Raw genomic sequence first — 14592 nt, 5'->3', positions numbered from 1 at the left:
TAATGCTCCTTTCATTAAACTGAACAATGTTAGCAAGGATATGGTTAACTCATGAGTAAAATTAAGGTAATATTATAGTTCTATTGCTTACATATCAAGTTTATCATCACATTTTAATAAAATCAAAGAATTGTGTAAGCGTTTTTATTTTTTGTATAAACTCTTTCCAACTCTACTCTAAACAAAACTGATAGTATATGAATGATAAACTTTCATTAAAGAGAGTTAATGATGTATTTGCTTTAAGTTAGCAGCGGATAGATCCTTGAGTAGGGTATTTTTGATATTCATAATATGCTATCCACTGATTTTAGAACGCCACCAAAAAAGCCACTGGTATACAAAACCAATGGCTTTCAACAATTTATTTCTTCTTCCCTAGTACAAAATAGCGGCTAGGGATTTGTTGTGTCAAACTGACGGCGATGGCGATGGTAAAGGAGGCCAGGAAACAAGCTCGTAGGAAGCTGAGGCCTAGGTCTGCATTTCCGATTAAGAGGAAGTAGACCGCACGGTAGAAGCTCATCCCTGGGATGAGTGGGAACATGCTTGAGGCTAGGAAGACTGTAGCTGGACATCTACGGTAGTGAGCCAAAAAGCGTGAGGTGATAGTGACTAATAGGGCAGGGAAGAGGATGGCTAAGACCTCGTGATGGGTATTGTTCCAAATCAAGAGGTAGAGGAGCCATGAGCCCGCTCCTAGGGTTCCGAGGTCCAAGAAGTATTTCTTAGGCACTCGGTAAAGCACGGAGAAGGCTGCTGTCCCTAGTCCTGCCATGAAGGTCTGAATCAAGACCCCCAGCCATGAGGTTGACGGTGTTGAGAACATGCCTGATAACTGTTCCGCAAAGGGAAGGATGGAAATCATGGCAAGAACACCGACAGAGATAGACAGACAAGTGGAGACCCCTGACAACATCAGGGCTAGACCGCTATAGTAGTTATTCTGGGTGAATTCTCGAATGGCATTTACAAAGTAGGCCCCAGGAATCAAAATCATCAAGGTGCCCAGAATAATCACGCTACGATGTTGCCCGATACCCAAATAATAGAGAATATTAGCTGATAAAGCGGCAATGGCACTAGAAAGGATAATCTGCAAGAAACTGGTATGAATAAAACGGGAAAAGAGTTGCATGCCAATCCCTACAAAAACTCCCGATATAGCCGCAGCAGTTCCATCAATCCAGCTACTTCCAAGGGCTAGAGAGAAGCTCCCTGCACCAATGACACAGGCTATAATATCCTCTAAAGGACGATAGAAAGTCTTCTGCTCAATGGTTTTCAGCTTTTGGAAAATGCTAGATACAGGCTGATTTGGCTGTTCTGCCAGTTCTCGAGACAGGCGGTTTACTTCCTCTAGTTTACCTAGATGGATAGACGGGACTGAGGTAGCTAGGACACGAGACTCTTTAAGACCTGAGCGGTTGAGTCCAGAAATCATGACTCCTCGATTGACCACATAAGTGGAGAAGTCTCTGATACCAAGAGACTTGGCCATGTGTCCCATGGTGTCCTCGATACGGTAAATCTCGGCACCGCTCTCCATAAGGACACGGCCTGCCTGAAGGACGGCATCCATTTCATTTTTGGTTTCTATTTCTGTCTCTCTTGGAAAATCGATGGTCATTTGAACCTCCTTATCGCTTAATTCGTCATTCCATTATAAGGCTTGAATGGTGGTTTTTCAATAGCTTTGACGACTAAAATAGAACTTTCTATGAGATTTTTCTTCTACTTAATGATAGGGGGCAGGAAAATGGGGGGCTTGCCTTTTGCCTTGCTATTGGTAGAGGCAAATGCTACAATTAAATTATAAAATGTATGCGTTTACATGTTTTTACGCTACCTTTCCTAAAAAGCCTTGCAGTCCTTTATTTATAGAGGTCTTAGCAATTAAAGAAGGGAACAAATGTAAGTGCAAATAGATGATACCTTTGAAAAGGAGGCAATTCCATGAAAAAAATTATCAATAAACCTGAAAATGTTGTGACAGAGATGCTAGATGGTTTGGTTTATGTTCACAGTGATTTGGTGCATCGTGTTGACGGCTTTGACATCATTGTAAGAAATGAGCAGGCTGCTGGTCAAGTTGGTCTCATTTCTGGTGGTGGAAGTGGTCATGAGCCAGCCCATGCTGGCTTTGTAGGTGATGGTATGCTTTCAGCAGCCATCGCAGGTGCAGTGTTCACATCACCAACACCTGATCAAATTTTGGAAGCCATCAAGGAAGCAGATCAAGGGGCTGGTGTCTTCATGATTGTTAAAAATTATTCTGGGGACATCATGAATTTTGAGATGGCTCAAGAATTGGCTGAGATGGAAGGTATCGAAGTTGCCAGTGTTGTTGTGGACGACGATATTGCTGTGGAAAATAGCCTCTATACTCAAGGTCGTCGTGGGGTTGCAGGTACTATTTTCGTGCATAAGATTCTAGGTCATGCGGCTCGCGAAGGTAAGTCTCTGGCTGAAATCAAAGACTTGGCTGACAAGATTGTTCCTAATATCCACACCATTGGTTTGGCCCTTAGTGGTGCGACGGTTCCTGAGGTTGGTAAACCTGGTTTTGTCCTAGCAGAGGATGAAATAGAGTACGGTATTGGTATCCATGGTGAACCAGGCTATCGCAAGGAGTCTATGCAACCTTCTCGACAGTTAGCTGAAGAATTGACAGGGAAGCTCCTTGAAGCCTTTGAGGCTAAGTTAGGTGAACGCTATGCCCTTCTCATCAATGGTATGGGTGCGACACCTCTCATGGAGCAGTATGTCTTTGCTAATGATGTAGCAAGCATTCTTGGAGATGCCGGACTAGATGTGACATATAAAAAGTTAGGTAATTACATGACATCTATTGATATGGCAGGCCTCTCATTGACTCTCATGAAGATTGAAGATGAGGCTTGGCTTGAGGCTTTGGAGAGTCCAGTTAAGACTATTGCTTGGTAGTCTGACGTGAGAACTAGAAATTAGGTATATTATGGATAAAACAGTTGCAGTAAAATGGATGCAAGACTTTGACCAAAAAGTTGAAGCAGAAAAAGACCACTTGTCTGAATTAGACGGTCCTATTGGAGATGGTGATCATGGTGCTAACTTGGCGCGTGGTATGGCGGCAGCCATTGAGGCTATTAAGAGCACGGAACCACAAAGTGCAGCAGAAGTGTTTAAGGCAGTCTCAATGGCCTTGATTAGCAAGGTTGGTGGTGCCTCAGGTCCGCTCTATGGGTCTGCCTTTATGGGCATGATGAAGGCTGAACAAGCTGGACAGGATTTGGCAGGAGTGCTTGAGGCAGGTCTCGAGATGATAAAAAAACGTGGTCATGCACAAGCTGGTGAAAAGACTATGGTGGATGTTTGGCATCCGGTTGTTGAAGCTGTCAAACAAGGTCAACTAACCAATGATGTCATTGACCAAGCTGTTCTTTCAACCAAGGAAGTTGCAGCTACCAAGGGGCGTGCCTCCTATGTAGGAGAGCGTTCTATAGGTCACATTGATCCAGGTTCGTATTCGTCTGGCTTACTCTTCAAAGCCTTACTAGAAGCGGAGGAATAGGACATGCCAGAACTTGGAATTGTGATTGTATCCCACTCTGCTGATATCGCTAAAGGTTTGGTGAGTCTGATTCGTGAAGTTGCACCAGATATTCCTTTAACGGCCACAGGCGGTCTGGAAGATGGTGGACTGGGATCTAGTTTTGACCATGTTCAAGTAGCAGTGGATAGTCAACCTGCTAAACGTCTCTTGGCCTTTTATGATCTGGGCAGTGCTCGCATGAATTTGGAGATGGTTGAAGAATTTTCAGACAAGGAAATCCTTATTCAACAGGTCCCTCTCATTGAGGGGGCCTATGCGGCATCAGCCTTGCTTCAGGCAGGAGCGAGTGAGGTTGAAATCTTATCTCAGATAAATGAATTAACCATTCAAAAATAGAATAAAGGAAAACTATGACAAATCAAATTAAGTATAAATGGGCTAGTCTTGGAACGGGTGTTATTGCCAATGAGTTGGCACAGGCTTTAGAGGCTCTAGGTGGTAAACTCTATTCCGTTGCCAATCGCACCTATGATAAGGGTGTTGCCTTCGCTGAGACATATGGTATTGAAAAGGTTTATCAAGAGATTGATGAAGTGTTTAAAGATCCTGAAGTGGATATTATCTACATTTCAACGCCTCACAATACGCATATCAATTTTCTTCGCAAGGCACTCGCAGCAGGTAAACACGTCCTCTGTGAAAAATCTATCACCTTAAATAGTGAGGAATTGGCAGAAGCTATCCAGCTCGCCGAAGAAAATCATGTCAAACTGGCAGAAGCCATGACTATTTTCCATATGCCTATCTATCGAAAACTATCTGAAATCGTGGAAAGTGGTAAGTTAGGGCCTCTCAAGGTTATTCAGATGAACTTCGGTTCTTATAAAGAATATGACATGACCAACCGCTTTTTCAATCGTAATCTGGCTGGTGGTGCCCTACTTGATATCGGAGTATATGCCCTATCCTTTGTGCGTTGGTTTATGACCTCACAACCGACAGAGATGGTTTCACAGGTTAAATTAGCTCCCACTGGTGTTGATGAGCAAGCGGGTATTCTCCTTACCAATGCAGAAGGGGAAATGGCGACGGTGACACTGAGTCTTCATGCTAAACAACCTAAACGTGGCACCATCGCTTATGACAAGGGCTATATCGAACTTTACGAGTACCCACGGGGGCAAAAGGCAGTTATCACCTATACAGAAGATGGCTCACAAGAAGTCATCGAGGCAGGAGCAACCGCCAAAGCCCTCCAGTATGAGGTCCTAGACATGGAAGCAGCTGTTGCAGGCGAGGATGATCATACCTACCTCAATTACAGCCGAGATGTCATGGAACTTATGACTCAACTCCGCAAAGACTGGGGCTTGGTCTACCCAGAAGAAGAGTAGCGATTAGATGATAAACAAGACCAGTATAATGTACTGACTACAAAAGATAGACAGTCTCTTAAAAGGATTTAGCCCTGCATAAGATAGGAATAGGTCTATTTAACCGATTCTATATAAATACATTTATGTCAAAGGAGAAAGACATGAGAAATTTTGCAAGTCCGTCACGTTACATTCAAGGTGAAAATGCCTTATTTGAAAATGCAAAAGCCATTTCAGAATTGGGAACTCATCCTGTTTTACTATGTGACTCAGTAGTTTATGATATTGTAGGTAAACGTTTCGAAGAATACCTTGTTCAAAATGGACTCACAGTTGTACCAGTCTTCTTTAATGGAGAAGCATCGGATAATGAAATTAATCGTGTGGTCAGCCTAGCCAAAGAAGAAGGCTGTGATTTAGTTATTGGACTCGGTGGCGGTAAGACTATCGATAGTGCTAAAGCTATTGCAGACCTTCTACAATCGTCAGTTGTTATTGCCCCAACTATCGCATCTACAGATGCTCCAGTTTCAGCTTTGTCTGTTATCTATACTGACGAGGGTGCCTTTGAGCGCTATATCTTCTATTCTAAGAACCCAGAGTTGGTTTTGGTGGATAGTAAAGTGATCTCTCAAGCACCAAAACGTTTGTTAGCATCTGGTATTGCAGATGGCTTAGCAACTTGGGTAGAAGCTCGAGCAGTTATGCAAGCCAACGGAAAAACTATGCTAGGTAAACACCAAACTCTAGCAGGGGTTGCCATTGCTGAACGCTGTGAAGAGATTCTTTTTGCAGATGGTCTACAAGCCATGGCCGCTTGTGAAGCTAAAGTGGTAACGCCTGCCCTGGAAAATATTATTGAAGCTAATACCCTTCTTAGTGGTATTGGATTTGAAAGTGGTGGTTTGGCTGCTGCTCATGCCATCCATAATGGTTTCACAGCTCTCACTGGCGATATTCACCATTTGACTCATGGTGAAAAAGTAGCCTACGGAACTCTTGTGCAATTGTTCTTAGAAAATCGTCCAAAAGAAGTTTTGGATAAATACATTCGCTTCTATCAACAAATTGGCATGCCAACTACTCTTAAAGAAATGCATCTTGAAAATGCAAGCTATGAAGATCTCCTCAAGGTTGGTCAACAAGCAACAATTGAAGGAGAAACTATCCATCAAATGCCATTTGAAGTGAAAGCATCTGATATTGCGCAAGCCATCGTTGCTGTAGATGCTTATGTTCATGGATTAGCCTAAGTAAATTTGGTCTTTTGTAGGGAAAGTGCCACCATTCCCGTATAGGAATATTATCCCCCTCAGGCACTTATCCCAACAGGATAGACAAATTGTTATAGGAAAGGGTTCAGTTCTGTATTAGATAGGACTGAGCCCTTTTTACTATTTAAAAACCAATATTTCCAAAGTCCCTCAAAGCGGTTTAAGAACTTTTGAAAACATAAAACATTTTCAAGAAATCTTGATTTAACAGTCATTTCCCTTGTGTAAGCGTTTCAAAAGGTGTATACTATAAATGAAAAGATAGGAAAAGGAGATGACTAGTGGCTAGTATTACAATAGAAGCGAGCAAGGTAGCTAGAAAGAGTCCTATTCGCGTAGACAGTAGTCTTGTGGGGACAGTTTCTGGAGTGGAAGACGTGAGCGTTTCCCTACCATCGTCAAAAGCTCGTTTGAGTGTCGGAAAATTGGGTTACAAGTCTAACACTATTACGGTGGAGGATGGGCAAATTGTCCGTGTTACTAGCAATTTTCTAAATCGCTTTATAGCGATAGCGCCATTGTTACTTTATCTTGTTGGAGGTCGTTATCTCCCACTTGTTGCTGTCCTATCTACTATAATTTTGCTTTTTAGCTTACCTTTTCTCAAGATAGAAATCGTAGGCTGATTAGAATCGGGAGTGGCTTAGCCCTCTGTTTGATACCTTTAACTCACTTTTTCATAATAATGCTAGGCCACTCCCTTTTCATTGGGAACGGGTCGAGACGAAAGAGTGGGTTATCAAAAAGGGAACTCGATAGAGTTTCCCTTTTTTCTTTCTCCAGCTAAAGTGATTTCGAAAAGACCCCAGTTAGTAAAACGGAGGTCTTTCTTGTTTTAAATCATGAATTACTTACGGTACAATTTGTCGTATTGATAGTAAGGATCGAAGGTCACATTGATACCGAGCTTACGAAGAACATTTTTGTCTTCATCGGTAAGAATGATTGTTGAGTGAGCTTCAGAACCTTTGAGGTTACCAAGTTCCTCCATGGCACGCGCCGCATCCGCATTGTTGGCAGCTGTAATGGCCAAGGCGATAAGGATTTCGTTGGAGTGGAGACGAGGATTACGGCTACCCAGATGGTCAATTTTCAGACCTTGGATAGGTTTAACCACTTCAGGCTCGATAAGTTTAGTATCCTTATCAATACCTGCAGAAGTCTTGATAGCATTAATCAAAGCAGCTGCAGTTGGACCAAAGAGTTCTGAATTCTTACCAGTGACGATTTGACCATTTGGCAATTCGAGGGCAAGAGCAGAACCACCTGTTTCTTCAGCCTTAGTGCGTGCTGCAACAACCACTTGGCGATCTTCAGGAGTAATACCAAGGTCATTCATGAGCAACTCAATCTTCTTGACAGCAGTCTCAGGAACACGTTCATTTTTGAAATCAAGGACGGTTTGATAGTAGCGACGGATGATTTCTTGTTTAGAAGCTTCTTTGGCTGCCTCATCATCCGTAATGGCAAAACCAACCATGTTAACACCCATATCCGTAGGTGAAGCGTAAGGTGACTCACCAAGGATGCGCTCAAGCATACGTTTGAGGACTGGGAAAATCTCGATGTCACGGTTGTAGTTTACCGTAGTTTTGCCATAAGTTTCCAAGTGGAATGGGTCAATCATATTGACATCATCAAGGTCGGCAGTGGCAGCTTCATAGGCCAAGTTGACTGGGTGATGAAGTGGCAAATTCCAAACTGGGAAGGTTTCAAATTTTGCATAACCTGATTTGATGCCATTGATTTGGTCGTGGTACATGTTAGACATACATGTCGCCAATTTACCAGAACCAGGACCAGGAGCAGTAACGACGATAAGGTTACGGCTAGTCTTGATATAGTCATTTTTTCCCATACCTTCAGGAGAAATGATATGGTTCATATCCGTTGGATAGCCCTTGATAGGGTAATGGATGTAAGACGTGATGCCATTTTTTTCCAGTTGGTTACGGAAGGCATCAGCCGCAGGTTGACCTGAATACTGCGTAATAACAACAGAACCCACATAGATATTGAGCTCGTTGAATTTATCAATCAGACGAAGGACCTCTTGGTCGTAGGAAATGCCAAGGTCACCACGAGCCTTAGAGTGCTCGATATTGCTAGCATTGATGGCGATAACCACTTCAACCTGATCTTTAAGCTCTTGAAGGAGCTTGATTTTATTGTCAGGCTCATAACCAGGAAGGACACGAGCAGCGTGGAAATCCTCCAACATTTTACCACCAAACTCCAAGTAGAGTTTCCCGTCAAACTGGTTAATACGCTCCAAAATATGGTCGCGTTGCAGATTCAAATACTGTTCAGAACTAAAAGCTTGTTTCTTCATAAATAAAAATACCTCTGAGGAAAATTATATCAAATGCCTGAGGTAAATGCTATTAGCGAAAGTCGATTTGTTGGAGAAAAAGAGTTTAAAGTCAATCATGATTAGAATATTTAATTTCATAAAGGTTTCACATTTGTCGTCTATAATTAGGATAAGAAAATGAAAGCGTCCTCACCTATCTTTGGTGTAGCTGAGGGCTAATGTCTTAAATGGAGGTGGAAGATGGTTCTCTTACAACAGGCAGTTGCTTATATTTTTCGCAAAAAAACGCGGAATATTATCCTTTTTCTCATTTTGTTTTTGATATTATCTTGCTTGTATTTTTGTTTCTCTCTTATGCAAGTTGGTGGAGGAATGAAAGCACAAATCAGGAAGTCAAGTGGGGCAAGTTTTGCTCTGGTAAGTAAAGAAAGAGGCAGTGCATTTTCCTGGAAAGAGGGGGAAAAGATTAGTCATCTATCTGATGTAATGACAACGATACCTGAATATATAAGCCCAGTACGACTAATCGATAAGAAGATCGTTACAGGAAAACAAACGGTGGAACGTGATGACCTTGATAATGAGGCTAATCAAGCCTTGGGAGCGACTTTCACTAAGGAAACAGGCCAAAGTGTTGATTTTCGGAGTGGTGCTTTTCAACTCCTTAAAGGGAAGCACTTATCTGCTAAAGGGCAAATTATGATTCATGAATTGCTTGCTAGGAAAAATAAGCTAAGCGTCGGAGACAAGCTGACCTTGTCCAATTTTCAGATGACTGAAAGTGGAGCTAAGGAAATGACCTTTGATATTGTTGGTATTTTTTCTGGCAAGAAGGAGGAGACATTTACTGGAATGTCCTCAGATTTAAGTGAAAATCAAGTCTTCCTCCATTATGAGGACGCTAGCCAACTGCTTAATTTGACTGATAAGTTAGTGACAAAATTATCCTTTGGTATTAAGAATCCAGATAGAATCGACCAAGTCATTAAACAAGTGAAACAATTAGATATCGATTGGTATCGTCTACGTTTGGACGAGGACCGAAAAGCTTTTGACTCCTTGAAGGAATCGTCTCAAGCGCTACAAGGAATCGTCAGAACGATGTTGATTAGTTTAATTGTTACAGGAGTAGGTATCCTCTCATTTTTAATGGCACTATGGACGCGTGAGCGAAATCATGAGATAGGTATTCTTTTAGCAATTGGGAAGAGCAAGGGACGCATTTTTGTTCAATTTCTTGTGGAGATATTGTTGGTGTCGCTTATGTCTTTGCTACCGGCCATTGCTATTGGACGGCTACTAAGTCGACTGTTTTTGCAAGAATTTTTAGGACAGCAAGGACAGCAGCAGGCTCTTCAGTTATTAGATCAAATTCCTCAGGGACTACCTTTAGGGCTATCTTATCTCTGTCTTCTAGTCTTGGTAATATCATCGCTCGGTGTGACAACAGGTCTCATTTGGCGCAAAACACCAAAAGAAATCTTATCTAATATGAGTTAAGGAGAAAGGAACACTATGTTAGAACTCAAAGATGTTACGTATAGTTATCAAAGTAAAAGTGAAGCTATCCTCTCGAAGGTGAGTTATCGTTTCGAGAAAGGTAAGTTTTATAGTATTATTGGGCAATCTGGAGCGGGAAAATCGACCTTACTTTCACTTTTGGCAGGTCTTGATTATCCCAAGAAGGGGCAGGTCTTGTTTAACGGAGAAAATATCAAGAAAAAAGGCTCCAGTTATCACTGTAGACACCATGTTGCGCTTGTTTTTCAAAATTACAATCTTATTGATTATCTTACACCTTTAGAGAATGTACGACTTGTAAATAAAAATGCCGATAAGAAGATACTTTCTGAATTGGGATTAGATGAAAAGCAAATTAATCGAAATGTCCTGCAACTTTCAGGTGGGCAACAACAACGCGTAGCTATTGCGAGGGCTTTGGTTTCAGAGGCTCCGATTATCTTGGCAGATGAACCGACAGGAAATCTAGACGAGGAAACTGCCAAGGATATTATTGCTATCCTTAAAAGAATGGCCTTAGATCGCCAAAAATGTGTCATAGTTGTCACGCACAGTAAGGAAGTTGCTCAGGCATCTGATGTGGTTTTAGAGTTGAAGAAGCAACAACTCATAGAAAAGAAAAAATAAAGAAAGGACTCTTATGTTTCGAAACGCTTTTGCATATATTACACGAAAATGGTCAAAGTCACTATTACTGTTAACTATTATTCTTTTGATGAGTACTCTTAGTTTGTTAGGACTTGCTATGCGAAGTGCAACCCAAGAAGCTGCATCCAAGAGTCTAGGGGCAATTACCAATAGTTTTTCAATGCAGATTAATCGTAACACGAATCCTGGAACTCCTCGAGGGGCTGGAAATCTTAAGGGAGAAGATATTAAAAAGATTAGTGAGACTAAAGGAATTGTTTCGACTATTAAACGGATAAATGGTATTGGTGATTTACTAGATTATGAGATTATTGAAACAGAGCAAACGCTACAAAATCAATCGCCAGAACGTGCTAAAAATTTTAAGTCTACCTTGATGTTGACAGGAGTCAATGACTCATCAAAAGAAGATAAATTTGTTTCAGGTGCTTATAAACTAGTTGAAGGAGAACATCTAACCGATAAGGACCATAATCAAATCTTGATGCACGAAGGTTTAGCTAAAAAGAATGGTCTTAATGTAGGAGATAAAGTAAAACTTAAATCTAATCTCTATGATGCTGATAACGAAAAAAGGGCTGATGAAACAGTAGAAGTGACTATCAAAGGTTTATTTTCTGGTCAAAATCAAGCTGCCGTTACCTATGCTCAGGAGTTGTATGAAAACACCCTCATCACTGATCTAGACACAGCTGCAAAACTCTATGGTAATACCGTAGAAACTGCCACTTATGAGGATGCCACTTTCTTTGCTAAAGGTGATCAAAATATTGATTCCTTGATAGCAAAGATTCAAAAGTTGGACATTAACTGGACCCTCTACGATCTTGTTAAGAGTTCATCAAACTACCCTGCTTTACAGGAATCTATTCTTGGGATGTATCGTGTGGCAAATCGTATGTTTATTGGAAGTCTCATTTTTACAAGTTTATTGCTAACCCTTCTGTTGATTTTATGGTTAAATGCTCGTCGTAGAGAAGTTGGTATCTTTTTGGCCTTGGGAGTTAAAAAGACACAGGTTGCGGGTCAATTTTTAATGGAATTACTGATGATTGCCTTACCAGCCTTTCTTTTATCATATGGTTTAGCGAGTTTCTTTGCCGAAAAAGTTGGTAAAACAGTCCTTTCCAATGTTACGGAAGGTATCAATAAGCAAATGACAAAAGAATCTCTAGCTGCAAATCTCGGTGGAGGGGCTGAGGCAGAGAGCTTCAGTAAGACTCTGACTCAGATTCATATGACAGTCCAACCTAAGCAACTTTTAGTAGTTATTCTAGTCGGTGGCTTTATCTTAAGCTTGGTATCCTTAATTTCTTCTCGCTGGCTTCTTCACAAGAAACCCAAAGACCTCTTAGTTGATGTTGAATGATAAGTTTGCTGCACCTATAAAAAACGGTATAATGAAAGAAAGCGACTATATATAGATGAAAAGGATCATGTATGAAGATACTAATCGTAGAAGATGAAGTCCTGATTCGAGAAGGGATGAGCGACTATCTCATGGAATGTGGCTATGAGGTCTTTGAAGCAGGTGATGGAGAGGAGGCCCTGGACCTCTTTCACAGAGAAGCTCCGGATCTAGTCTTACTGGACATCCAGCTTCCCATCCTCAATGGCTTGGAAGTCCTTAAGACCATCCGAAAGACTAGCTTGGTCCCTGTTCTGATGCTGACGGCCTTTCATGACGAGGACTATAAGTTGACAGCCTTTGGAGAGTTGGCGGACGGCTACCTGGAAAAACCCTTTTCCTTGTCCCTCTTGAAGGTCCGCATCGAAGCTATTTTTAAAAAGCTTCAACCTTCCCGGGTCTTCACCTATGGAGAGGCACAGGTGGATTTTGAGAGCTACACAGCCAGCCTAGCTGGGCAAGCCATCTCCATGAATGCCAAGGAGTTGGAAATCTTGGAATACCTGCTCCAGCATGAAGGCAAGGCCCGGACTCGCTCTCAGATCCTCGATGCTGTCTGGAAGGAGACGGAGGAGATTCCTTTTGACCGGGTGATCGATGTCTATATCAAGGAACTACGAAAAAAACTGGAGCTGGACTGTATCGTTACGGTACGCAATGTCGGCTATAAATTGGAGAGACCATGACCAAACGGAGTATCTTTGCAAAAATCTTTCTGATTACCTTTGCCCTTTTTAGTAGCTTAGTCATCCTTCTCCATGCTTCGGTTTACTTTATTTTCCCATCGACCTATATCGAGTCCCAGCGCCAGACAATTTTGAAGAAATCGCAAGCCCTGGCTAAGAGTTTCCAGGGTCAGGAAGAAGGGAACATTGAGTCGGTCATCGACCTTTATTCCAAGACCAATGATATCAAGGTTTCGATCAAGGGCAAGGAAAAACAAAATGCCCTAGAGGTCAAGGATGACCTGCTCGTGAACCCTGATAGCCAGAATAATTCCCTGGTCATTGAAGAGCGAAAGATTCAGACTAAGGAAGGGAAAGACTTGACCTTGCAATTCTTAGCGACCGTCGATTCGCAAAAGGAAGCGCGGGACATCAGTCTGGGCTTTCTTCCCTATAGTCTCCTTGCTTCCTTTGTTCTATCGCTGATTGCCTCCTATCTCTATGCCCGCATGATTTCTGCTCCAATCCTTGAAATCAAGCAGATGACCAAGCGGATGAAGCGGCTGGATCGGACAGCCAGTCTTCCTATTCACTCGCAGGATGAGATCGGTGTCCTTAAGCAACAGATCAACGACCTCTATCATCATCTCCTAGAGGTAATCGACAATCTAGAGCAGCAGAAACAGGAAAATCTGAAGTTGGAGCAGATGAAGGTGGAATTCCTACGTGGGGCTTCGCATGAGCTCAAGACGCCTCTGGCCAGCTTGAAGATTATCCTAGAAAATATGCGAGATAAAATTGGTCGCTACAAGGATCGGGACCGCTACCTATTAGTTTCTCTTGACATCGTCGATGAGATGAACCAGATTGTCCTAGAGATCCTGTCTTTATCTTCTGTTCAAGAATTAGGTGGTGATAAGGAGTGGATTCAGTTAGATGATGTGGTAAATCGCATACTCACTCAAAATCAAGTGTTGGTTGAGAATCGCTCCCTATCAATTGACAATTATCTTCCGGCAACTTGTATTTTCATGAATTTACCTATTTTGAAATTGGTTCTCTCAAATATCATCAGTAATGCAGTCAAGCATTCTGATAAGGGTGGAGTGATTCGAATAGGTTTAGAAAATGAAGGAACTGACTTTGTCATTGAAAATACGAGTGTATCTAAAGAAAATATTTCAACTAAAGCTCAGTCTAAGAAAGAAGGAGGATTAGGCCTTTTTGTGGTCAAATACCTTTTAGAGCATGAGGAACTTAGCTATAGATTTGAAGAAAGTTCTACGGGGAGGCGCTTTGTTATGGTCTTGCCCAAAAAGTAAAAAACGATGGTTAATACCTTAACCATCGTTTTTTTGTATTGTTAAAATAAGCAAAGGCTAACCTTACATTTCAACTCTATTATTTTTCAATATTACCAAAAGTTTAAGGAGTCTGGAGTATAGGTTATTTATAACCTTGGTAGCTTATTGATGGAGTTTGAAGCAGGGGAGTCAATTGTGCCACCTGAGATGTATCAGGCCTATGGCTATGCTCCTGATGCTTTGCCATCTGATTTACATTCAAATCGCATTAAGAATAAAGATGGAGAGTTCATCGGATTCTATTCTGATAGAGTCTTTGACGAAAATTTCTTGGTCGAACTAGATTTTGATAATACTATTAGTTACAGGATTTTACCTTATAGCTTAAATTTGAGGGCTGATCAAATTACCAAAAGAGGACTTCCGATATTAAGTGATGATGTAGAGGAGTCTCTCCTATTTCGTCTAAACAGTATCAGTCGAGGAGTATCTTTTGAATTAAAAGATAGTTGGATTTATCCTAAAAGTTCAACATAAGTTTTGAAAC

14 protein-coding genes are annotated in these 14592 nt (G+C 41.6%); 12 read left to right on the top strand and 2 right to left on the bottom strand.

Annotation, left to right across the window (positions count from 1 at the left end; translation table 11 throughout):
* Positions 1 to 364 precede the first annotated feature (364 nt).
* Positions 365 to 1630, bottom strand: coding sequence for a threonine/serine exporter family protein (locus NYE32_RS06685; protein WP_060972003.1), 1266 nt, complete (start codon positions 1628 to 1630; stop codon positions 365 to 367).
* A gap of 326 nt (positions 1631 to 1956) precedes the next feature.
* Here NYE32_RS06685 and dhaK point away from each other — a divergent pair, with 326 nt between their 5' ends.
* The 6 genes from dhaK (at position 1957) to NYE32_RS06655 (ending at position 6811) form a co-directional block, all read left to right on the top strand.
* The gene (gene dhaK / locus NYE32_RS06680) at positions 1957 to 2946 is read left to right on the top strand and encodes a dihydroxyacetone kinase subunit DhaK (RefSeq protein ID WP_156685329.1); all 990 of its coding nucleotides are present in this window, start codon (positions 1957 to 1959) and stop codon (positions 2944 to 2946) included.
* A gap of 31 nt (positions 2947 to 2977) precedes the next feature.
* Positions 2978 to 3553, top strand: coding sequence for a dihydroxyacetone kinase subunit DhaL (dhaL, locus tag NYE32_RS06675; protein WP_070577010.1), 576 nt, complete (start codon positions 2978 to 2980; stop codon positions 3551 to 3553).
* A 3-nt stretch (positions 3554 to 3556) separates the two neighbouring features.
* A complete protein-coding gene (gene dhaM, locus NYE32_RS06670) occupies positions 3557 to 3931 on the top strand; it encodes a dihydroxyacetone kinase phosphoryl donor subunit DhaM (RefSeq protein ID WP_014634742.1) in 375 nt (124 codons plus the stop codon).
* A 14-nt stretch (positions 3932 to 3945) separates the two neighbouring features.
* Positions 3946 to 4929 (top strand): Gfo/Idh/MocA family oxidoreductase, encoded by a 984-nt coding sequence (locus tag NYE32_RS06665; RefSeq protein WP_073688774.1) that lies wholly within the window; start codon positions 3946 to 3948, stop codon positions 4927 to 4929.
* Between the two features lie 143 nt (positions 4930 to 5072).
* The gene (locus NYE32_RS06660) at positions 5073 to 6164 is read left to right on the top strand and encodes a glycerol dehydrogenase (RefSeq protein ID WP_037601104.1); all 1092 of its coding nucleotides are present in this window, start codon (positions 5073 to 5075) and stop codon (positions 6162 to 6164) included.
* A 302-nt stretch (positions 6165 to 6466) separates the two neighbouring features.
* Positions 6467 to 6811 (top strand): hypothetical protein, encoded by a 345-nt coding sequence (locus NYE32_RS06655; protein ID WP_037601098.1) that lies wholly within the window; start codon positions 6467 to 6469, stop codon positions 6809 to 6811.
* Between the two features lie 221 nt (positions 6812 to 7032).
* Here the strand turns inward: NYE32_RS06655 and NYE32_RS06650 are convergent, their stop codons facing one another.
* Complete coding sequence (locus NYE32_RS06650) at positions 7033 to 8517, bottom strand: DUF1846 domain-containing protein (RefSeq protein WP_037602244.1); 1485 nt, start codon at positions 8515 to 8517, stop codon at positions 7033 to 7035.
* 222 nt (positions 8518 to 8739) lie between these two features.
* On the opposite strand from NYE32_RS06650, the gene NYE32_RS06645 reads away from it, so the two are divergent.
* The 6 genes from NYE32_RS06645 (at position 8740) to NYE32_RS06620 (ending at position 14582) form a co-directional block, all read left to right on the top strand.
* Positions 8740 to 9999, top strand: a complete 1260-nt coding sequence (locus NYE32_RS06645) for an FtsX-like permease family protein (protein WP_156685331.1) — start codon at positions 8740 to 8742, stop codon at positions 9997 to 9999.
* 15 nt (positions 10000 to 10014) lie between these two features.
* Positions 10015 to 10647, top strand: a complete 633-nt coding sequence (locus NYE32_RS06640; protein ID WP_175062974.1) for an ABC transporter ATP-binding protein — start codon at positions 10015 to 10017, stop codon at positions 10645 to 10647.
* Positions 10648 to 10660: 13 nt separating this feature from the next.
* A complete protein-coding gene (locus NYE32_RS06635; protein WP_156685333.1) occupies positions 10661 to 12037 on the top strand; it encodes an ABC transporter permease in 1377 nt (458 codons plus the stop codon).
* A gap of 71 nt (positions 12038 to 12108) precedes the next feature.
* The gene (locus NYE32_RS06630; protein ID WP_195519984.1) at positions 12109 to 12762 is read left to right on the top strand and encodes a response regulator transcription factor; all 654 of its coding nucleotides are present in this window, start codon (positions 12109 to 12111) and stop codon (positions 12760 to 12762) included.
* Positions 12759 to 14063, top strand: coding sequence for a HAMP domain-containing sensor histidine kinase (locus tag NYE32_RS06625; protein WP_195519985.1), 1305 nt, complete (start codon positions 12759 to 12761; stop codon positions 14061 to 14063). The genes NYE32_RS06630 and NYE32_RS06625 overlap by 4 nt, the downstream gene beginning before the upstream one ends.
* Positions 14064 to 14213: 150 nt before the next feature.
* On the top strand, positions 14214 to 14582 hold the full coding sequence (locus NYE32_RS06620) for a hypothetical protein (RefSeq protein WP_339156911.1): 369 nt from the start codon (positions 14214 to 14216) through the stop codon (positions 14580 to 14582).
* Positions 14583 to 14592: the final 10 nt, after the last annotated feature.

Origin of the sequence: Streptococcus sp. FSL R7-0248 (assembly GCF_037967965.1) — a bacterium.
In the GTDB taxonomy this organism is placed as follows: Bacteria; Bacillota; Bacilli; order Lactobacillales; family Streptococcaceae; genus Streptococcus.
Note: the sequence above shows the minus strand (reverse complement) of the source record. Positions and strands in the feature narration are given on the sequence as shown.